Source organism: Methyloversatilis sp., from assembly GCF_965284615.1.
Lineage (GTDB): Bacteria > Pseudomonadota > Gammaproteobacteria > Burkholderiales > Rhodocyclaceae > Methyloversatilis.
Genome location: NZ_OZ260098.1, coordinates 2,739,330 through 2,759,418, shown reverse-complemented (window position 1 = coordinate 2,759,418; position 20,089 = coordinate 2,739,330). Strand labels below are relative to the sequence as shown.

15 protein-coding genes are annotated in these 20,089 nt (G+C 67.2%); 10 read left to right on the top strand and 5 right to left on the bottom strand.

The window, feature by feature from the left end; all coding sequences use genetic code 11:
- The 4 genes from ACQ66H_RS13120 to ACQ66H_RS13105 all read right to left on the bottom strand — a co-directional run bounded on the left by ACQ66H_RS13120 (nucleotide 1) and on the right by ACQ66H_RS13105 (nucleotide 6,388).
- Nucleotides 1-3,732 carry a response regulator gene (locus ACQ66H_RS13120; protein ID WP_430434398.1) on the bottom strand — a complete coding sequence of 1,244 codons (3,732 nt, stop codon included), beginning with the start codon at nucleotides 3,730-3,732 and terminating at the stop codon, nucleotides 1-3.
- 123 nt (nucleotides 3,733-3,855) lie between these two features.
- Nucleotides 3,856-4,950 (bottom strand): calcium/sodium antiporter, encoded by a 1,095-nt coding sequence (locus ACQ66H_RS13115; protein WP_430434397.1) that lies wholly within the window; start codon nucleotides 4,948-4,950, stop codon nucleotides 3,856-3,858.
- A complete protein-coding gene (locus tag ACQ66H_RS13110; protein ID WP_430434396.1) occupies nucleotides 4,947-5,510 on the bottom strand; it encodes a DNA-deoxyinosine glycosylase in 564 nt (187 codons plus the stop codon). Before ACQ66H_RS13110 ends, ACQ66H_RS13115 begins: the two co-directional genes overlap by 4 nt.
- Before the next feature lie 5 nt (nucleotides 5,511-5,515).
- Entirely contained in the window at nucleotides 5,516-6,388 is an 873-nt protein-coding gene (locus ACQ66H_RS13105) for a tetratricopeptide repeat protein (RefSeq protein WP_430434395.1), read from the bottom strand.
- 306 nt (nucleotides 6,389-6,694) lie between these two features.
- On the opposite strand from ACQ66H_RS13105, the gene ACQ66H_RS13100 reads away from it, so the two are divergent.
- Entirely contained in the window at nucleotides 6,695-7,099 is a 405-nt protein-coding gene (locus ACQ66H_RS13100) for a hypothetical protein (RefSeq protein ID WP_425761757.1), read from the top strand.
- Between the two features lie 89 nt (nucleotides 7,100-7,188).
- A complete protein-coding gene (purL, locus tag ACQ66H_RS13095; RefSeq protein ID WP_430434394.1) occupies nucleotides 7,189-11,160 on the top strand; it encodes a phosphoribosylformylglycinamidine synthase in 3,972 nt (1,323 codons plus the stop codon).
- A 61-nt stretch (nucleotides 11,161-11,221) separates the two neighbouring features.
- On the opposite strand, the gene ACQ66H_RS13090 is transcribed toward purL, so the two are convergent.
- A complete protein-coding gene (locus ACQ66H_RS13090; RefSeq protein ID WP_430434393.1) occupies nucleotides 11,222-12,127 on the bottom strand; it encodes a LysR substrate-binding domain-containing protein in 906 nt (301 codons plus the stop codon).
- Between the two features lie 100 nt (nucleotides 12,128-12,227).
- Between ACQ66H_RS13090 and ACQ66H_RS13085 the strand changes: the two genes are divergently transcribed.
- From ACQ66H_RS13085 to ACQ66H_RS13050, 8 genes are all read left to right on the top strand, one after another.
- Nucleotides 12,228-13,238, top strand: coding sequence for a YeiH family protein (locus ACQ66H_RS13085; RefSeq protein WP_430434392.1), 1,011 nt, complete (start codon nucleotides 12,228-12,230; stop codon nucleotides 13,236-13,238).
- A gap of 228 nt (nucleotides 13,239-13,466) precedes the next feature.
- Nucleotides 13,467-14,282, top strand: a complete 816-nt coding sequence (locus tag ACQ66H_RS13080) for a sulfite exporter TauE/SafE family protein (protein WP_430434391.1) — start codon at nucleotides 13,467-13,469, stop codon at nucleotides 14,280-14,282.
- 127 nt (nucleotides 14,283-14,409) lie between these two features.
- Nucleotides 14,410-15,189 carry a GntR family transcriptional regulator gene (locus ACQ66H_RS13075; protein WP_430434390.1) on the top strand — a complete coding sequence of 260 codons (780 nt, stop codon included), beginning with the start codon at nucleotides 14,410-14,412 and terminating at the stop codon, nucleotides 15,187-15,189.
- An 86-nt stretch (nucleotides 15,190-15,275) separates the two neighbouring features.
- Nucleotides 15,276-17,006, top strand: coding sequence for a fumarate reductase/succinate dehydrogenase flavoprotein subunit (locus tag ACQ66H_RS13070; protein WP_019917844.1), 1,731 nt, complete (start codon nucleotides 15,276-15,278; stop codon nucleotides 17,004-17,006).
- A 31-nt stretch (nucleotides 17,007-17,037) separates the two neighbouring features.
- Nucleotides 17,038-17,271, top strand: coding sequence for a 4Fe-4S dicluster domain-containing protein (locus ACQ66H_RS13065; protein ID WP_430434389.1), 234 nt, complete (start codon nucleotides 17,038-17,040; stop codon nucleotides 17,269-17,271).
- A 10-nt stretch (nucleotides 17,272-17,281) separates the two neighbouring features.
- The gene (locus tag ACQ66H_RS13060) at nucleotides 17,282-18,229 is read left to right on the top strand and encodes a HEAT repeat domain-containing protein (protein ID WP_430434388.1); all 948 of its coding nucleotides are present in this window, start codon (nucleotides 17,282-17,284) and stop codon (nucleotides 18,227-18,229) included.
- A 10-nt stretch (nucleotides 18,230-18,239) separates the two neighbouring features.
- Nucleotides 18,240-18,569: a ferredoxin FdxA gene (gene fdxA / locus ACQ66H_RS13055; protein WP_430434387.1), complete on the top strand. Its 330-nt coding sequence runs from the start codon at nucleotides 18,240-18,242 to the stop codon at nucleotides 18,567-18,569.
- Between the two features lie 74 nt (nucleotides 18,570-18,643).
- Nucleotides 18,644-20,086, top strand: coding sequence for an ABC transporter substrate-binding protein (locus ACQ66H_RS13050; protein WP_430434386.1), 1,443 nt, complete (start codon nucleotides 18,644-18,646; stop codon nucleotides 20,084-20,086).
- Nucleotides 20,087-20,089 lie beyond the last annotated feature (3 nt).

Below are 20,089 nucleotides of genomic sequence, written 5' to 3'. Positions count from 1 at the left end.
CTAGATGAGGCCCTCGACACCGCTCGCGTCCGCTGCGCCAGCGGCGATCGCGGCACGCAGCTGAGCCAGCTGCAGCAAGGCAGCGTCGAAGTCGTAGCGCTCCATGGCGCGCGACATCTGCCGCAGCACGGGCAGGATGCCGGCGGGCTGAGGGCGCGTCAGCAGGCGGGCGATCGCTTCCTGCGCGTCGCTGTCGTTGCTGCTCAGCAGAACGTGCAGCATCTCCAGTTCGGTGGCCGAGGGTGGCGCGGGCGAGCCGGCGTCCGCCTGCACCCTCATCGCCTCGACGGTGGCGGTGAACACCTGCGTGCTGTCCGTCATCGCAACGTCGATCGCTGCCGGATCGCCGGCACGGCAGGCCATTTCCACGGCGTCCAGCGCCGTGCTCAGGGCACGCGCCCCGAGCGTTGCCGCGCTGCCCTTGTGTCGGTGCGCCAGCTGCCCGAGCGTATCGAAGTCGCGATCGGCCCAAGCCTGCTTCAGCTGCGTCTGCGCGGCGTCCGCGCTGTCGAGGAACATGCCGAGCACGCGTCGATAGGTCGCGCGGGCGCCATTCATGCTGCGCAGCGCGGCGGCGGTGTCGAGCAGCGGCGCGGCTTCGGCAGTCGGCGCGGAATTGCCCGAGGCCTGCTCCGCCGGCGGTACGCTGCCCAGCCAGCGCGTCAACGTGCGCAGCAATTCGTCGACATCGACTGGCTTGGTCACATGGTCGTCCATGCCGGCGGCGCGCGTCTGCTCGCGCTCCCAGGGCATGGCACCGGCGGTCATCGCGATCACCGGCAGTGTGTTCAGTCGCTCGCGACGGCGTATTTCGCGGGTCGCTTCGAGGCCGTCCATCACCGGCATCTGCACGTCCATCAGCACGCAGTCGAATTCCTCCGCGTCGAGCCGTCGCAACGCCTCGGCACCGTTCTCGGCGACGGTGACACGGACACCGGCGCCGGTCAGAATTTCGACGCCCAGTTCCTGGTTGATCGGATTGTCCTCGACCAGCAGCACGCGGCGTCCGCGCAGCGCGTCGCTGCGGAAGCTGCCGGGCGCGTCGCCGCTGCTGCCTTCGGCTGTGACCTGATGACCGAGCGCCGAAACGATGGCGTCGTAGAGCGACGAGGTGCTGGCCGGCTTGGTGAGTACGCCGGCGATGGCCAGACCGGCGCCGGCCTGCTGCAGGTCGTCCGCGCCATAGGCGCTCACCATGACGACCGCGGGAGGATGCGCGAGATCGTCGCAGGACTGCACGCGGCGTATCAGTTCGATGCCATCCATGCCCGGCATCTTCCAGTCGCACACCAGCAGCGCGAACGGTGGCCGGCTGCGTAGCAGTTCGAGTGCCTGCGGGCCTGACTGCGCGCGCTCGGTGCTCAGGCCCAGATGTTCGAGGTCGCGACAGAGGATCTGCAGCGCTTCCGGGTTGTCGTTGACCACCAGCACGCGACGCTTGTGCAGTGCCGACGGCAGCGTACGCCGGGCACTGTCCGGCAACTCGCCGGTTTCGAAGCGTGCGGTGAAGGTGAAGGTACTGCCCTGGCCTTCCACGCTGTGCGCGCTCAGCGTGCCGCCCATCAGCTCGGCCAGACGCCGGCTGATCGCGAGGCCGAGACCGGTGCCGCCGAAGCGCCGTGAAATCGAGGTGTCACCCTGCATGAAGGGGCGGAACAGGCCGTCCAGCTGATCGGCATTCATGCCGATGCCGGTATCGCGCACGCCGAAAGCCAGCGTCGCGTGCTGGCTTTCGCGCGCAATGACGCGGCAGGACACCAGCACCTCGCCGCGCTCGGTGAACTTGATCGCGTTGCCGGCCAGATTGGTCAGTATCTGGCCCATGCGCAGCGGGTCGCCGACCAGCACCGGCGGTACGTCGGGCGCGACGTCGAACAGCAGGTCCAGGCCCTTTTCCTCGGCGCGCAGCGACACCACGGACAGCAGCGATTCGAATACGCGGTCCAGCCGGAAAGGCACCGATTCGATGGTGATCTGGCCCGCCTCGACCTTCGAAAAATCGAGGATGTCGTTCAGGATGCCCAGCAGCGCCACTGCCGACGCGTTGGCCTTGGCCACGAAATTGCGCTGCTTCGCGGTCAGTTCGGTCTGCAGCGCCAGCCGCGTCATGCCGATCACGGCGTTCATCGGCGTGCGGATTTCGTGGCTCATGTTGGCCAGGAACTCGCTGCGCGCCTGCGCCGCGCTCTCGGCGGCGAGCCGCGCGGCGATCAGCGCCTGCTCCGCTTCCCGCCGCGGCGTGATGTCGATCGAGAAGGCGATGTAGTGCGCAGCAGCGCCGTCGGCCGGCGGATCGAAATAGATGCCGATCTCGACCGGCACGACGCGGCCGTCGCCACGCCGCGCATCGGCCTCGATCCGCGCCTGGCCCTGCGCGCGCAGCGCCGGTTCGAGTGCGCTCAGGCGTGCGCCTGTGAAGTCGTCGATCACGCTGTGTGCCGGCATGCCGAGCAGACGTTCGCGCGGATAGCCGTAGAGCGTGCAGGCGTGATCGTTCACGTAGCTGAAACAGCCGCTGGCGGCGTCGATCCACTGGATCGCGACGCCCGCATGATCGAGCGCGAACTGGGTTTCCTCCAGCCGGCGATTGGCCGCTTCGAGCTCAGCCGTGCGGCTGGACACCAGTTCTTCGAGGTGGTCGCGGTGGCGCGCCAGTTCCTCTTCGGCGCGGGTGCGGTCGGTGATGTCGTTGAGCACCGTGATGTTGGGGTCGTCGGCCAGCATGCCGCCGATCTCGACGATCTTGCGGCTGCCGTCCTTGCAGGTCACCACATAGGGCCGGGCGCGCACCAGTCCTGACGCACCCTGCGCGCTCGCCAGCTCCTGCCCCCAGGTCTGCAGGACTTCTGCGCGATAGGCCGGGTCGGGGTAGGCCAGTCCGAACCAGGTGTGCGCGTCCGGAATGTCTTCGAGCGTGTAGCCGAAGGTGTCCACGAAGCAGTCGTTCACGTACAGGATGCGACCGTCTCGATCGAACAGGCTGATCGGCAGCGGCAGCAGGCGGATCACCCGCCTGAAGCGCTCGTTCGAACGTTCGAGCTCGGCGTTGCGCGCTTCAAGTTGCGTCACCATGGCGTCAACCGACTGCGTCAGCCGTTGCAGTTCGCCGAGGAAGCTCAGATCGCCCAGCGCGGTGGTGGACCGCCCGTGCCGTGCCACCTCATCGGCGTGGCGCTCGACCAGGCGCAGGGGCTGCAGCACCATGCGCTGCAGCGCGATATAGAGCGCCAGCGTCAGCACCACATCGAGCAGAACGGTGAACAGCACCATGGTGGCCAGTGCGCTGCGCAGGTCCTGGTCGACGAAACGCGGACTGCCGATGACGCGCACCTGGCCGATGTGCTGTTCGCCGAAGGTCACCGGCTGCTCGCTGACGAACAGGCCCGTGCTGTTGATGTCGCCATCGACCGACTGCAGTTCCCAGTCCTCGTTGCGCTGCAGTGCGAAACGTGCGGTGTCCAGCTGCACGACGACGCCATAGATCGAGCGGTCGCGCATGCGGCTTTCCATCAGCTTGCGCACCTGCTCGTATTCGAGATTCCAGGCCGCCGGCGCCAGACCGACCGCGAGCTGATCGGCGGCCAGCTCGATCGAGCGTTCGAATTCGCCCTGCTCGGCGACGCTGTATGCGCGATAGGCCAGCGCGCCGACCGCTGTCAGCAGGACCGACACGGTGGTGACGATGAGCACGATCAGCAGCCCTGCAATCGATGTCGGCCGGCGAAGCGTCATCGTTCACATGCACCTGTGCGGCGTGCGGTCGGCAATGGCGTCGATCGGCTCATCTGTCCAGTATGCCTGCGGATTGCTTGCACGATGCTGACGGCGCGCGGATGCGGCGCGGAGGGCCGGTATCTAGCTCCTGGGCCGCCGCCAGTGGCGCACGCTGATGACGATCAGCGTTACCGCCGTCAGCGGCAGCGCGATGGTCTGCATCACGAATGCGTAATCGGCGAGATTGTCATGATCCTTCGCTGCCAGGATCAGATAGAGCGTATAGGCACAGTAGTAGGCCAAGAAGAGGCCGCCCTCCCAGCGCGCAATCAGGTTGCCGGTCGCGAAGATGGGCAGACAGGCGAGGCTGACCGCCACCATGACCGGGATGTCGAACGACAGCATGGCGGTACCGAGCGTCAGATCGTCGGGCGCCACAATAGACGACAGACCAAGTACCCCCAGCAGGTTGAAGGTGTTACTGCCGACGACATTACCGACCGCAATGTCACGCTGGCCGCGCAGAGCGGCGGTGATCGACGCGGCGACCTCGGGCAGCGAGGTGCCGGCGGCGACCACGGTGAGGCCGATCACGGTGTCGCTGATGCCCAGATGACGGGCGAACACGATGGCGGCGTTGACCATCAGGTTGGAGCCCACCACCAGCAGCCCCAGACCGCCGGCGATGAGCGCGAGCTGAACGGGCAGCCGCGCGTCCCAAGCCTCAGGGTGGGCTGCGAAGTCCGCGCTGTGCAGGCTGTCGGCGTATTCCTCGCTCAAGCCGGCGCTCTGGCGACGGCTCTGCACGATGAGGAAAACGGTGTATGCAACGAGCAGGCCGAACAGCAGGCCCCCTTCGCTACGCGACAGCCCGCCGTCGAGGCTGAGGCCAGCGAACAGCAGCGTGGCGCCGATCATGATTGGCACTTCCTGCCGAATCAGCTGCTTGTCGACGAGCAGCGGCGTGATCAGTGCTGAAATCCCGAGGATGAACAGTACGTTGAAGATATTGCTGCCGACCACGTTGGCGACCGCCATATCGGTCTTGCCCGCCAAGGCCGACTGCACCGACACCGCCATTTCTGGCGAACTGGTACCGAAGGCGACGATGGTGAGCCCGACCACCAGCGGCGAGATGCCGAAGGACAGGGCCAGTTTCGAGGCGCCGCGCACCAGAAGTTCGGCGCCGGCGATCAGCGCGCCCAGGCCGAGCGCGAACAGGAGCAGGGTGGTCATGTGTGAACGGTGTCGGTTGAAAGCGGCGCTTCGACCGCGGACGCGCACAGGGGTTGCAGCGCTGCACGCCAGCGCGCGAGCTTTTCCTGCGCACCCATGCCAGCGTGCGCCGGACTGGTTGAGGGCAGGCGCAGCAGATCCAGCGTCCGCACAGGGGGCCGCAGATGCGGCATCACGTCGCGGCGGAAGTGCTTTTCCGCCGTGCCGCCATTGAAGGCGATGCGCACGATGCCCGGGTGCGCATCGAAAAAGGCGGCAAAGTCGTTGGCCTGCGCGCTGCGGACGTCGATCGCGGCGTCCAGGCTGCCCGCGCGCTCGCAGCTTTCGAGCACGTCCCACAGCGCAATGCCGGCCCGGGTCAGTGCGCGCAGCCGCTCGGCGTAGGGCAGGTCGGGACCGGCGCCGAACAGCGCGCCCATGATGGGCCAGAACTGGTTGCGCGGATGGGCGTAGTAGCGCTGCGCCGTCAGTGAGGCCACGCCGGGCATGGAGCCCAGGATCAGCAGGCGCGCGGTGGCCGGGTCGGCCACCGGCGGAAAGCAGCGTACCCGTTCCACCATCGTGGTCAGCGATTGAGGACGGCGGCCAGTTCGCGCCGGTAGCGACGCACCCGTTCGTCGTCCGAGCCGAGCAGCGCGAACAGGTCGAGCAAAGCGCGGCGGCCGGCGTCGTCCTCGAAGCTGCGGTCGCGGCGGACCACTTCCAGCGCCTGTTCCATCGCTTCCTCCCATTGTTCGCGCGCGGCGAGTTCCGCAACGAAGGCGAGGCGGGCGGTCAGGTCGCCCGGATTGCGCGCGATGCGGGCGGCGTAGTTCTCGTCGTCATCGCCCGGCTGGCGGCGCGCGATGGCAATGCGCGCATACAGCGTGCCAATGCGTGCACGGTCGTCCTGTTCGTAGGGCAGCGCGTCGAGCGCAGCCTGGGCGTCGTCGAGCCGACCGAGCGCAATCAGAGCCTCGACCCGGCCGAGCACAGCCGGTTCGAATCCCGGATCGATGGCCAGCGCGCCCTGGAACAGACCGAGCGAGGCGGTGGCGTCGCCGCGCGCGAGCGCGGCCTGCGCCTCTTCGAAGGCGGACAGGGCGGGCGACGGCAGCAGCGCGTCCATGAAATCGCGCAGTTCGCGGTCCGGCAGCACGCCGGTGAATTCATCGACCACCACGCCGCCGACAAAGGCCTTCACATTGGGGATGCCGCGCACGCCGAAACGGCGCGCGAGTTCCGGGTTGTCGTCGGAATTGATCTTGGCCAGGCGCACCCGGCCGGCGTAGTCGGCGGCCAGCGCCTCCAGTCTGGGGGTCAGGACACGGCAGGGCTGACACCACGGTGCCCAGAAGTTGACCAGTACCGGCATGCGCTGGGACACGTCGATCACGTCGCGCTGGAAATTGGTCAGGTTCGCGTCGATCACGTCGGGGAGAGGGACAACGGCGGACATCGTGCTTCGGCTCCTTTTCGCGCGGCGCTCGCCGGCCGACAGGCTGGTCGGTGTCCCGGAGCAGTGCCCGGGCGCGCAGGCCGCAGGTGCAGATGCTATTGCGAAGCGGGCGTGTTCCGCCAGTTCGGCGGGTCCGACAGCCGCGGGTGGTGTTCTCCTACATGGCGCGCCCCGACGTCTTACGCGCCTCCAGCGCGGCCGGGGCTAGGCTGAAGTCATCGGGGCGCGGCCCTGCTTGTGCTGCCTCTGAAACATCCGACGGCCTCTTTTGAGGAGGCCATCATCAAACGAACCAAGGAGTCTCCAATGAAAACTCAAGCCCGAGTGCTGACCGTACTGTGTTCGATCGCCTTGACCGCGTTCTCGCTGCCCGCCGCCTCTGCCGACGTCGAAGACCGCATCGAGGCGCAGACCGAAGCCCAGTACGACGCGGCGAAGAAGCGCGCCGACATGGATTACGACGCGGCGAAGACCCGCTGCGATGCGCTGGATTCGAGCGCCAAGAAGACCTGCGTCAAGGAAGCCAAGGCCGCTCGCGAATCGGCACTGGCCGACGCCAAAGTGAGACGCAAGGCCGGGGAGGCGAGGGCCGACACGGCGGAGGACCGTCTCGAAGCCCAATACGCGGCCGCCAAGGCCCGCTGCAATGAAATGAGCGGCAACGCCAAGGATGCGTGCGTCGAGCAGGCCAAGGCCCGCTTCCAGCAGTAAGCACGCAGGGGCAGCGGGCGGGGCGAACCCGTATAATCGGGTTTTATCCGCGCACACAGGTGCGCGGCCCACTTCCCCGCTGTCCTTTCATGGCCCATCTCCTCAAGCTCCGCGGCTCGCCCGCATATTCCGCCGCGCGTCTGGCGCGCCTGTCCGACGAATGCCGCACTGCGCTTCCCAAGCTGCGCGAGCTCACCGCCACCCAGTACTTCTTCGTTGAGTGCACGGCGCAGCCGTCGGCCGACGAGCTGAGCAAGCTGTGCGCCCTGCTCAATGCGCAGCCGGCAGCCGCGGCCGAAGGCGATGTCCTGCTGGTCACGCCCCGTCTGGGCACGATTTCACCGTGGTCGTCGAAGGCGACCGATATCGCGCGCAACTGCGGCCTGGACAGCGTGCAGCGCGTCGAACGCGGCTTGCTGTACGAGCTGGATCTGCCGCGCGGCCTTCTGGGCGGCGGCGGTCTGGACGATGCGGAGCGCACAGCGCTGGCTGCCTTGCTGCACGACCGCATGACCGAATCGGTGCTCACCTCGCTCGACGACGCCGAGGCGCTGTTCAGCCACGTCGCACCACGCCCGCTGCTCAGCGTGTCGCTGGCCGACGGCCGCGGCTCGCTGGAGCGCGCCAACGTCGAACTGGGTCTGGCGCTGTCGGACGACGAAATCGATTACCTGCTCGACGCCTACACCAAGCTGGGCCGCGACCCGACCGACGTCGAGCTGATGATGTTCGCGCAGGCCAATTCCGAGCACTGCCGCCACAAGATCTTCAACGCCAGCTGGAACATCGATTACGCGACGCAGGACATGAGCCTGTTCGGCATGATCCGCGAAACCCATCGCGCGACGCCGCAGCACACGGTGGTCGCCTATTCGGACAATGCGGCGGTGATCGAGGGCGCCACCACGGCGCCGGTCAACCGCTTCTACCCGGACCGCAACGGCCGCTGGGGCTGGCATTCCGAGCCCATGCATTTCCTGGCCAAGGTCGAGACGCACAATCACCCGACGGCGATTTCGCCTTTCCCCGGCGCCGCCACCGGTGCCGGCGGCGAAATCCGCGACGAAGGCGCGACCGGCCGTGGCGCCAAGCCCAAGGCCGGTCTGGCAGGCTTCTCGGTGTCCAACCTGAACATCCCCGGCTTCGAACAGCCGTGGGAGCGCGTGAACGGCGAGCTGTACGGAAAGCCGGAACGCATCGCCTCGGCGCTGCAGATCATGATCGACGGCCCGCTGGGTGCTGCCGCCTTCAACAACGAATTCGGCCGTCCGAACCTTGCCGGCTATTTCCGCACCTTCGAACTGCCCTTCATGGGCGAGATGCGCGGCTATCACAAGCCCATCATGATCGCCGGCGGCATCGGCAACATCGCCGCGCGCGACGCGCTGAAGATCGAGTTCCCGGCCGGCACCAAGCTCATCGTGCTCGGCGGCCCGGCCATGCTGATCGGCTTGGGCGGCGGAGCGGCGTCGAGCATGACCACCGGCACCAATACCGCCGACCTCGACTTCGCGTCGGTACAGCGCGGCAACCCGGAAATCGAGCGCCGCGCGCAGGAAGTGATCGACCGCTGCTGGCAGATGCAGGACGACAACCCCATCCTCGCCGTGCACGACGTCGGGGCTGGCGGCCTGTCGAACGCACTGCCGGAACTGGCGCACGGCGCCGGTCACGGGGCCTGGTTCGACCTGCGCGCCATCCACAGCGAAGAGTCGGGCATGAGCCCGGCCGAACTGTGGTGCAACGAATCGCAGGAGCGCTACGTGCTGGCGATCGCCCCTGAGCGCATCGATGAATTCCGCGCGCTGTGCGAACGCGAGCGCTGCCCCTTCGCCGTGCTCGGCGAGGCGACCGCCGACGGCCAGCTCACGGTGGCCGATCCGCTGTTCAACACCAAGCCGGTCAACATGTCGATGGACGTGCTGCTCGGCAAGCCGCCGAAGATGCACCGCACGGTGCAGCGCCGTCCGGCCTACGCGCCGCCGATGGACGTCGCCGGCTACGACCTGAAGGACGCTGCCTACCGCGTGCTGCGGATGCCGGCGGTGGCGAGCAAATCCTTCCTGATCACCATCGGTGACCGCTCAGTCGGCGGCCTCACCGCGCGGGACCAGTTCGTCGGCCCGTGGCAGGTGCCGGTGGCCGACGTCGCCGTGACCACCGAAAGCTTCACCGGCTACCGCGGCGAAGCCTTCGCGATGGGCGAACGCACGCCGGTGGCGCTGCTCAGCGGGCCGGCTTCCGGCCGCATGGCCATCGGTGAGGCGATCACCAATCTGGCCGCCGCCGACGTGCGCAGTTTCGAGCGCATCAAGCTGTCGGCCAACTGGATGGCAGCGGCCGGCCACAAGGGCGAGGACGCCGCGCTGTTCGACACGGTGAAGGCGGTGGCGCTCGACTTCTGTCCGGCGCTGGGCCTGGCGATTCCGGTCGGCAAGGACAGCCTGTCGATGAAGACGCGCTGGACCGAGGGCGAGGCGCAGAAGGAAGTGGTGTCGCCGCTGTCGCTGGTCATTACCGCCTTCGCCGGCGTCGAGGACGTGCGCAAGACGCTGACGCCGCAACTGCTGATCGACCCGGAAATCGATACCGAACTGTTGCTGCTCGACCTCGGCCAGATGAAGAACCGCCTCGGCGGTTCGGCGCTGGCGCAGGCTTACGGCGTGGTCGGCGAACACGCGCCGGACGCCGATGCCGTGCTGCTCGGCCGCTTCCTGCCGGCGATCAACCGCCTGCGCGATGCCGGCCTGGTGCTGGCCTATCACGACCGCTCGGACGGCGGTCTGTTCGCCACGCTGTGCGAAATGGCGTTCGCATCGAAGGTGGGCCTGTCGATAAATCTCGACACGCTGGCTTACGATCCGCTGCTGGTCAACGTCGATTCGCTGGCCAAGAAGCCGGACGCGGTGCGCGGCCGTTTCAACGACCGCACCTTCACCGCGCTGTTCGCCGAGGAGCTGGGCGCGGTGATCCAGATCCGCGTGGACCAGCGCTCGCAGGTGATGGACATCCTGCGCGAGGCGGGTCTTTCAGGCGTCACGCACGGCATCGGCAGCCCGAACGACCGCGACGAAATCCGTCTCTGGCACAACGCCAAGGTCATCTTCAGCGAGCCGCGCGCCGAACTGCAGAAGGCGTGGACCGAAACCAGCCACCGCATCGCGCTGCTGCGCGACGATGCCGACTGCGCACGCGAGGAATTCGCGCTGCTCGACGACAAGGCTGACAACGGCCTGTTTGCTGCGCTGACCTTCGAGCCGCAGCAGGACATCGCGGCGCCCTTCATCAGCAAAGGCGTGCGGCCGCGCATCGCCATCCTGCGCGAGCAGGGCGTGAACGGTCAGGTCGAGATGGCTGCCGCTTTCGATCGCGCCGGCTTCGACGCGCAGGACGTGCATATGTCCGACCTGATGGCCGGCCGCGTCAAGCTGGCTGATTTCAAGGGTCTGGCGGCCTGCGGCGGCTTTTCCTACGGCGACGTGCTGGGCGCCGGTTCCGGTTGGGCCAAGTCCATCCTGTTCCACCCCGAACTGCGCGACGCCTTCGCCGCATATTTCGAGCGTGAGGATACCTTCGCGCTGGGCGTCTGCAACGGCTGCCAGATGATGAGCCAGCTGCGCGACATCATCCCCGGCGCCGCGCACTGGCCGCGTTTCGAGCGCAACCGCTCGGAGCAGTTCGAGGCGCGTTTCACCATGGTCGAAGTGGCGGATTCGCCGTCCATCCTGTTCCGCGGCATGTCCGGTTCCAAGCTGCCCATCGTCGTTTCGCACGGCGAAGGCCGCGCGGTATTCGACGACGAACAGGCGCAGTCGCTGGCGCAGGTCGCGATGCGCTACATCGACCACGACGGCGCCATCGCCACGCGCTACCCGCGCAATCCGAACGGCTCGCCCGCTGGCATCACCTCGGTCACCACCGACGACGGCCGCGTCACCATCCTGATGCCGCACCCGGAACGCGTGTTCCGCACGGTGCAGATGAGTTGGCATCCGGCGCACTGGGGCGAGGACAGCCCTTGGATGCGCATGTTCAGGAATGCGCGGGTGTGGGTGGGTTGATCCCGCCGCGGACGTAAAGAAGCCGGCGCAAGCCGGCTTCTTCATTTCGGGGCCGTGATGTTCACTCGGACGCCGCGTCCGTGGCCGTGTGCGTGTCCGCGATCAGCGCCTCGAAGGCGAGGGCGGCGGGGCTGATCGGGCGCTCGGGCAGGCGGATGCGGTAGAGCGTGCGCTGGATCGCGGCGCCGCCCGGATGCAGCCGGCGGATGCGGCCAAGCGCCAGCTGGTCGCGGGCGCAGATGCGCGGCACCATGCCCAGACCGCGGCCGGCGGCGACTGTCTGCACGATGGCTTCGTTGCTGCCCACCTCTATCGTGCGCGCCGGCGTCAGGCCCATTTCGTCGAGCACGCGGTCGGTGGCGGCACGGCTGCCGGAACCGCGTTCGCGCACGATCCAGCTGTGGTCGGCCAGATCGGCCGGGCGCAGCGCGCCACCTGGCGGCAGTTCGGCGTCGCGTGGCGCGATGATGACCATCTCGTCGCGCCGCCAGATGCGGCGGTTCAACCGCGCGTCGTCCACGTCGCCTTCGACCAGCGCCACGTCAACCCGGCAATCGAGCAGCAGGTCGGCGATCTGCCGGGTGTTGCCGCTGATCACCTGCAGTTCGACCTGAGGGTGGCGGGCGTGGAAATCGACCAGGAAGGACGGCAGCCAGTAGGTGGCGATGGTGGTGCTGGCGCCTATCGTGAGCCGCCCGCGTTCGAGCGAACTGTAGGCGCGGATGGTTTCGGTCGCCTCGCGTTCGAGTGCCAGGATGCTGCGCCCGTATTCATAGAGTGCCCGACCCGATTCACTCGGCCGGAAGGTCTTGCCGCGGCGGTCCAGCAGCACCGTTTCGAGCTGGGATTCGAGTTCGCGCACCGCTTTCGACACGGCGGGCTGCGTGATGTCCAGCGCCTCCGCTGCGCGCGAAAAGCTCTGGACCTCGACGACCTTCACGTAGATGCGCAGAAGATGCAGATTCATGCATTACCCAAGGTAATCGATCAGTGATTTGCATGATATAGAAGAATGAATGGCGCGCCGCTTACGCTGCACTCACTTTCCTGCAGCCCGCGACGCATCCATGAATTCGACCACCGCCCTCACTGCTTCCAGCCTGCCGACCGGCCTTGTCGCGTCGGTGGCCGTTGCGGCTGCCGCGGCGGCGCTGTCTGCGGTGCCGGGCGTAACGGCGCACGGCTTCGGTTGGCTGCCGCTGGCGGTGGCGCTGGGCATCGTGGTCGGCAATCTGTGGCCCGCGCTGCCGACGCGCGGCGCCGACGGATTCCGTCTGGCGCGCGGCACGCTGATGCGCGCCGGCATCGCGCTGTACGGTCTGCGCATCGGCATCGATGAACTGGGCAGCGTGGGCTGGAGCGGGCTGGCGATGGCGCTGGTCATCGTGCTCAGCACGCTGGCGCTGGCGCTGACGCTGGGCCGTCGGCTCGGGCTCGACACCCAGGCCGCGGTGCTGATCGGCTGCGGCAGCGCCATCTGCGGTGCGGCGGCGGTGGCGGCTGCCGACAGCGTGATCGGTGCGCGCGCTCGCCATGTGTCGGCGGCGGTGCTGGCGGTGGTCGTGTTCGGCACGCTGGGCATGTATCTGTTGCCGCTGCTGCGGCCGCTGAGCGGTCTCGACGATCTGTCGTTCGGCCTCTGGGTCGGTCTTTCAGTGCATGAGCTCGGCCACGTCGTTGCCGGTGCGGCGGCGGCCGGACCCGAGGCGGCCGCCGGTGCGCTGGTCGAGAAAATGATGCGCGTGATGCTGCTGGCGCCGGTGGTGATGCTGATCGCCGCCGGACTGCGCGCGCCGGGCGCCACGTCACTGCGCAGCCCGGGCGTGCCGCTCTTCCTGTATGGCTTCGTCGTGATGATGGCGCTCAACGCGTCGGGGCGTTTGCCGCTGTGGCTGCAGGCGGCCGGTGCGGAAGCCGCGCAGGCGCTGCTGGCGGTCGGTCTGGCGGCGCTCGGTGCCAACACCCGGCTGGCCGACATGGCGCATGCGGGCTGGCGTGTGTGGGCACTGGCTGCGCTGCTGTGGCTGTGGCTGCTGCTTGCCGGCTTCGGCCTGGTCAGCCTCGGAGCGCTGGCATGAACGCACGCAAGCAGGGCGTCGCCGAGGCCGGCGCACCGTGCCGGACTGCCGCGGCACTGCGCATCAACCGCCGCGCACCGACAGAAGCTGCGACTGCACAGGGTTTGACGACCGGTGGGTTGCGTGTGCGCGTGCTGGTCCGGCTTTTGCTCGACATGACCTGTCATGACAGGTTGGGCGCAGACGCTGCCGAATTCGCAGGCGGTCCGTCCCGCCGGGGAGAGCCGATTGGATGCTTCGCTGCTGAACACGCTGTGGCCGGACCGCGCGCTCGCGAGCTGGTCGGTGATTGCCGGCGCGGTGATCGCCGGCGGCGTGCTGCGCGGCATGACCGGCTTCGGTGCGGCGCTGCTGATGGCGCCGCTGCTCTCTACGGTGGCGTCGGCGCGCGACACGCTGTGCATCGTGACGCTGCTGAACGCGCTGCCGCTGACGCATGCACTGGCGCCGTCGGTGCGCCGGCTGGTCGATCACCGGGTGCTGCTGCCCATGCTGGGCGCCGCCTGTGCCGGCATTCCACTCGGGCTGTGGCTGGTCAGCGTGCTGCCGGCGCGGCTGTTCGGCCAGGTGATCGGCGTCGCGGTGATCGCCAGTGCTGTGGTGCTGCTGACCGGCGCCCGTCTGGTGCGCGGCCGCAGTCGGGCGGGCTCGATCTCCGCCGGTCTGTTCAGCGGCGTGCTGACCGGCTTCGGCGGTGTCAGCGGACCGCCGGCCATCCTCTATCTGCTGGGCGTGGAAACCGACAGCCACCGGGCGCGCGCCAGCTTCCTCGTCTATTTCGGCTGCCTCTACCCGCTGGCGCTGATCGCCATCGTGCTGTCAGGGCTGTTCGGCCTGTCGCTGCTGCTGGCGCCGCTCTTTCACGGCGGCGGACTGATCGGCGAGCGGCTCTACCGGTGGCTGGATCCGCGTCATTTCCGTCGCGTCGTGCTGTGCCTGCTGATGGCGACCGGTGCGCTCGCAGCCTGGCCGGTACATGCGGTCGCACTGGTGCAGGGCACTGTGGCGGTGCAGCAATGCGGTGCATCCGATAGCCGGTTCTGAACCGGTCTGTCGTCGAAAATCGCAGTCAAATCAACGATTTCGGAACGTGTTGTGCGGAGCGAAAAAATTGGCACTGACTTTGCATGACATGACCCGTCATAACAGGTTCTTGAACAGGAGCTCGAACATGGCACCCCACCGCAAGCAGATCGCGCCCCCGGGCGCGGCGGAGGTCGAGGACGCGCTGTCGCCGGTATCGCAGATGCCGCTGTACACGCAGATCCGCGAAATCCTGCGCCGGCGCATTCTCGACGGCAGTTACCCGCCGCATTCGCAGATGCCGTCGGAGAGCCAGATGATGTCGGCATTCGATGTCAGCCGCATCACGATACGGCAGGCACTGGGCGACCTGCAGAAGGAGGGGCTCATCTTCAAGGTGATGGGCAAGGGCAGCTTCGTCGCCAAGCCCAAGGCCTTCCAGAGCCTGTCGCGGCTGCAGGGTTTCGGCGAGGCGATGTCCACTTCCGGCTACGAAACCTACTCGCTGCTGCTCAGCGCGAAGCCGGTCGCCGCCAGTGCCGTGGTGGCCCAGCGGCTGCAGCTGAAGCCGGAAGCGCCGGTGTTCGAGATACAGCGCCTGCGCTACCTGAACCGCGAACCCATCTCGGTCAACGTGAGCTACTTCCCGCCGGACATCGGCGAACGGCTGACCCAGGAAGACCTGGCCACGCGCGACATCTTCGTCATTCTCGAAAACGACCTCGGCCGCAACCTCACGCACGCCGACGTGCAGATCGAGGCGATCTCGGCCGACGAGTCGCTCGCCCGTCATCTCGACATCGCGGAAGCCTCGCCGCTGCTGCGCATCGAACGCCTGACCTGGGCCGACGACCGGCCCATCGATTTCGAATTCCTCTACTACCGCGGCGATGCCTTCCAGTACCGCCTGCGCATAGACCGAAGTTGATCCACCGCTGGAAAGCAACGCAGGAATTCTTCGTTCGCAACGGCGCGCCCTGGCGCGACAGTGCAGCCCCAAATCAAGGAGAGAACATGAAACGCATCGACATGGAATTCGACCTCGTCGTCATCGGCGGTGGTACCGGCGGCCCGATGGCCGCAGTCAAGGCCAAGGAGAAGAACCCCAAGCTGCGCGTGCTGCTGATCGACAAGGCCAACGTGAAGCGTTCGGGCGCCATCTCGATGGGCATGGACGGTCTCAACAACGCCGTCATTCCCGGGCACGCGACGCCGGAGCAGTACGTCAAGGAGATCACCATCGCCAACGACGGCATCGTCGATCAGGAAGCGGTGATGGCCTACGCCGCCAACAGCTTCGACATGATCAACGAGCTGGACCGCTGGGGCGTCAAGTTCGAGAAGGACGAAACCGGCGACTACGCGGTGCGCAAGGTGCATCACCTGGGCAGTTACGTGCTGCCGATGCCCGAAGGTCACCACATGAAGAAGATCCTCTACCGCCAGCTGAAGAAGGCGCGCGTCGAGGTGACCAACCGCGTCGTCGTCACCCGCGTGCTGACCGGCGAAAGCGGTGAAGTGGTCGCGGTGATGGGCTTCGACTGCCGCACCGCCGACGTCTATGTCATCCGCACCAAGGCGGCGGTGCTCAGCACCGGCGCGGCCGGCCGCATCGGTCTGCCCGCCTCCGGCTACCTGATGGGCACCTACGAGAACCCGACCAACTGCGGCGACGGTCACGCGATGGCCTATCACGCCGGCGCCGACCTGGCCAATCTCGAGTGCTTCCAGATCAATCCGCTGATCAAGGACTACAACGGTCCGGCCTGTGCCTACGTGACCGGTCCGTTCGGCGGCTTCACCGCCAACTCCAAGGGCGAGCGCTTCATCGAGTGCGACTACTGGAGCGGCCAGATGATGATGGAGTTCTACAACGAACTGGAAGGCGGCAACGGTCCTGTCTTCCTCAAGCTCGACCACCTCGCCGAGGAGACCATCAGCGAGATCGAGCACATCCTGCACACCAACGAACGCCCGAGCCGCGGCCGCTTCCACGAAAAGCGCGGCAACGACTACCGCAAGCAGATGGTCGAGATGCACATCTCGGAAATCGGCTTCTGCAGCGGTCACAGCGCGTCCGGCATCCACACCGACGCGCGTGGCGCGACTTCGGTGCCGGGGCTTTACGCCGCCGGCGACTGCGCCAGCGTGCCGCACAACTACATGCTGGGCGCCTTCGTCTACGGCCGGCTGTGTGGCGAGAACGCTGCCGCCTACTGCGCCGAGCACGGACTGGGTGCGGTCAGCGCTGGCGACGTCGCGGCGGAGGAGGCGCGCATCCTGGCGCCGCTCGGTCGCACCGACGGCCTCACGCCCTTCCAGATCGAATACAAGACGCGCCGCCTGGTGAACGACTACCTGCAGCCGCCCAAGATCACCCGCAAGTACGAAATCGCGCTGCGCCGCTTCGACGAAATCCGCGAGGACACCGAAGCCATGTTCGCCTCCAACCCGCACGAACTGATGCGCGCGATGGAAGCGCATTCCATTCTCGACTGCGCCGAAATGGCCGCGCGCGCCTCGCTGTTCCGCACCGAAAGCCGCTGGGGCCTCTACCACTACTTCGTCGATCACCCCGAGCGCGACGACGAGAACTGGTTCTGCCACACGCTGCTGAGCAAGGGCGAGGACGGCCGCATGCAGATGCGCAAGAAGCCGATCGAGCCCTACATCGTGCCGATCGACGAAGAGGAACGCAGCGCCTACCAGCGCCTGCGCGTCGCCCGCAACGCCGAAGCCGCCTGATTCCACCGACACATCCATCAAGGAGTTCGCCATGACCATCGCTGCTACGCCGACCCAGGTGCCGGTAAGTGTCGACAACGACAAATGCATCGCGGAGAAAGGCTGCACGGTGTGCGTCAACGTCTGCCCGCTCGACGTGCTCGCCATCGACATGCTCACCAAGAAGGCCTTCATGAAGTTCGACGAGTGCTGGTACTGCCTGCCGTGCGAAACCGACTGCCCGACCGGTGCGGTCAGCGTGTCGATTCCCTATCTGCTGCGCTGAGGAGCCGACGATGGATACCCTGACCTGTTCCATGGCCGAGCGCCTGGAGAGCCCCGACGCCGAAGTGCGCCGGCTGGCGGTGATCGACCTGCCCTACGGCGACGAGGACGACATCGTGCCGCTGCTGCTGCCGCGGCTGAAGGACGCCGACGCCACCGTGCGGACCGAGGCGGTGCGTGCGCTCGAGGGCTACGAGGACGCCGAGGTGGTCGAGGCGCTGGCACCGATGCTGCTCGACGCCGACGCGGCGGTGCGGGCAGCCGCCGGCGAAGTGCTGTCGGAGCTGAAGGAAAGCGCCTCCGCCGCGCCGCTGATTCCCTTCCTCAGCGGCCACACGGCCGAAGTGCGCATGCTGGCGCTGCGCGCGGTACGCGCGCTGCGGGTCGATGCCGCCTTCGCACCGGCGATGGAGGCGCTGCAGGACAGCGACCCTGCGGTGCGGCGCGAGGCGGTCGGCGTGCTGGGCTATCTGCGCAAACCCGAAGCGGTCGGTGCGCTGGCCGAGATCGCGGCGCGCGACCCCGACCCGGAAGTGCGGCGCATCGCCATCGGTGCCATCGGCTATTCGAGCGAAGTGAGCGTGCTGCCGTCGCTGACGCGTGCACTGACCGACGTCGCCTGGATGGTGCGCGACGAGGCGGCGCAGACGCTGGGCAAGCTGCGGCTCGCGCTGGCCGCGCCCGACCTGATCCGCGCGATGCAGGACGAGTACTGGCAGGTGCGCGTCAAGGCGGCGCGCAGCCTCGGTCTGCTGAAGGCCGCGGCGGCGCTGCCGGCGCTGGTCGAGGCGCTGGCCCACCCGATCGGCAATCTGCGCAAGGAAGCGGCCATCGCCCTCGGCGAACTGGCCGACCCGCGCGCCATTCCGGCGCTGGAAAAGGCGCTCGACGACGCCGACCCGGACGTGCGCAAGCTGTCGCGCCTCGCGCTGACCGCCATTTCTCTGGCCCAGAAATAGGGAGAACACCATGACCTTCGTCGTCACCGAAGCCTGCGTGCGCTGCAAGTACACCGACTGCGTGTCGGTCTGTCCGGTCGAGTGCTTTCACGAAGGGCCGGAATTTCTCGTCATCGACCCCGCGGCCTGCATCGACTGCGGCGTCTGCGTTCCGGAGTGTCCGGCCGAGGCGATCTTCGCCGAGGAGGATCTGCCGGCCGACCAGATCGAGTTCGTGGCCATCAACGCCCGCCTCGCCACCGAATGGCCGCTGATCACCGCGGCGCGCGATCCGCTGCCCGAGGCGGACGAGTGGGCCAACGTGAAGGACAAGAGGCATTACCTGTTCGAGAGCGCCTGAGCGCCGCCCAGCACACCGCAAGCACGCAGCAAATCTTCGATTCATTCATTGAACTGACAGGAAGAGGTGAAGCCATGAACGTTATGAAGAAGACCCTGGGTCGCGTCACCGGCACGACCCGCGCATTGCTGCTCGGCGCAGCGCTGGGCAGCTGTGCCACGGGCGCACTGGCCGAGGTCGTCACCGTCGGCATCGGCACGCAGAACACGACGACCAATACGGTGACCGGCGGCATCGTCATCAAGGAACTGGGTCTGCTCGAAAAGCACCTGCCGAAGACCGGCAAGTACAAGGACATCCAGTTCAAGTTCGAATGGCAGAACTTCACCTCTGGCCCGCCGGTGACCAACGGCATGGTGGCCAACACGCTGCAGATCGGCATGATGGGCGACTATCCGCTGCTGGTGAATGGCGCCACCTTCCAGGCCAGCCCGGAAACGAAGAGCCGGCTGATCGCACTGATTGCCTACAACGCCGACGGTGCCGGCAACGGCATCGTGGTGCACAAGGATTCGCCCTATTACCAGCTGTCCGACCTGAAGGGCAAGAAGGTGTCGGTGCCCTTCGGCTCGGCCGCGCACGGCATGCTGCTGAAGGCGATGGAGGACAAGGGCTGGAAGAGCGATGTCTGGGAACTGTCGAGCCAGAGCCCGGAAGTCGGCACCTCCAGCCTGCAGGAGAAGCGCATCGACGGTCACGCCGACTTCGTGCCCTTCGCCGAGCTGCTGCCCTACCGCGGTTTCGCACGCAAGATCTTCGACGGCGTCGAAACCAAGGTGCCCACCTTCCACGGCGTCGTCGTGCGCGAGGACTTCGCGAAGAAATATCCGGAGTTCGTCGTCGCCTACATCAAGGCGCTGATGGAGGCGAACGAGTGGGTGCGCAAGAACCCGGTCGAGGCAGCGACCAAGATCGAGGAGTGGACGCGGGTCGAGAAGGAAGTGGCCTACATGTTCCTCGGCCCGGGCGGCGTGCATACGCTGGATCCGACCATCAAGCCGAAGTGGGTCGAGACGGTGAAGTACGACCACGGCGTGCTGCAGCGCATGGGCCGGGTGAAGGAGTTCGACGCCGACGCCTGGGTGGACGAGTCCTACCTGATGCAGGCCTACAAGGAACTGGGGCTGGATTACACCAAGCAGAAGGCGAGCTTCGCCAGTTACGAAATCTCGGGGACCGACCCGCTGTGCGGCGGCAGCATCGACAAGCCGCGCGAAGCCGGTGAGGTGTGGATCGAAGGCGGCGCGCTGACCGCCTACAAGTCGGCCGAATGCACGCTGGCGGCGGTCAATGCGGCGACCAAGGCGGGCAAGAAGGTGGGTGTGGCCTTCGTGTTCGACCAGAGCTTCAAGATCAAGCTGTTCGCCGACAAGGCCTTCTACTCGCTGGGCGGCAAGGGAAGTGCGGCCATCACGCCCTTCCTGCTGAAGAAGGATGCCGAGGCGCATGCCGCCGCCCATGGCGGAAAGCTCGGCAGCTACGCCGATGCACTGGCCATCGCCACCGTGAGGAAGTGAGCC

Excerpts from the sequence above, each read along its gene's own strand:
- ACQ66H_RS13085 (WP_430434392.1), top strand. The coding sequence starts at position 12,228 with ATGAATTCGACCACCGCCCTCACTGCTTCCAGCCTGCCGACCGGCCTT.
- ACQ66H_RS13060 (WP_430434388.1), top strand. The coding sequence starts at position 17,282 with ATGGATACCCTGACCTGTTCCATGGCCGAGCGCCTGGAGAGCCCCGAC.
- ACQ66H_RS13065 (WP_430434389.1), top strand. The coding sequence starts at position 17,038 with ATGACCATCGCTGCTACGCCGACCCAGGTGCCGGTAAGTGTCGACAAC.
- ACQ66H_RS13070 (WP_019917844.1), top strand. The coding sequence starts at position 15,276 with ATGAAACGCATCGACATGGAATTCGACCTCGTCGTCATCGGCGGTGGT.
- ACQ66H_RS13100 (WP_425761757.1), top strand. The coding sequence starts at position 6,695 with ATGAAAACTCAAGCCCGAGTGCTGACCGTACTGTGTTCGATCGCCTTG.
- ACQ66H_RS13090 (WP_430434393.1), bottom strand. The coding sequence starts at position 12,127 with ATGAATCTGCATCTTCTGCGCATCTACGTGAAGGTCGTCGAGGTCCAG.
- fdxA (WP_430434387.1), top strand. The coding sequence starts at position 18,240 with ATGACCTTCGTCGTCACCGAAGCCTGCGTGCGCTGCAAGTACACCGAC.
- purL (WP_430434394.1), top strand. The coding sequence starts at position 7,189 with ATGGCCCATCTCCTCAAGCTCCGCGGCTCGCCCGCATATTCCGCCGCG.
- ACQ66H_RS13050 (WP_430434386.1), top strand. The coding sequence starts at position 18,644 with ATGAACGTTATGAAGAAGACCCTGGGTCGCGTCACCGGCACGACCCGC.
- ACQ66H_RS13105 (WP_430434395.1), bottom strand. The coding sequence starts at position 6,388 with ATGTCCGCCGTTGTCCCTCTCCCCGACGTGATCGACGCGAACCTGACC.
- ACQ66H_RS13110 (WP_430434396.1), bottom strand. The coding sequence starts at position 5,510 with ATGGTGGAACGGGTACGCTGCTTTCCGCCGGTGGCCGACCCGGCCACC.
- ACQ66H_RS13075 (WP_430434390.1), top strand. The coding sequence starts at position 14,410 with ATGGCACCCCACCGCAAGCAGATCGCGCCCCCGGGCGCGGCGGAGGTC.
- ACQ66H_RS13115 (WP_430434397.1), bottom strand. The coding sequence starts at position 4,950 with ATGACCACCCTGCTCCTGTTCGCGCTCGGCCTGGGCGCGCTGATCGCC.
- ACQ66H_RS13120 (WP_430434398.1), bottom strand. The coding sequence starts at position 3,732 with ATGACGCTTCGCCGGCCGACATCGATTGCAGGGCTGCTGATCGTGCTC.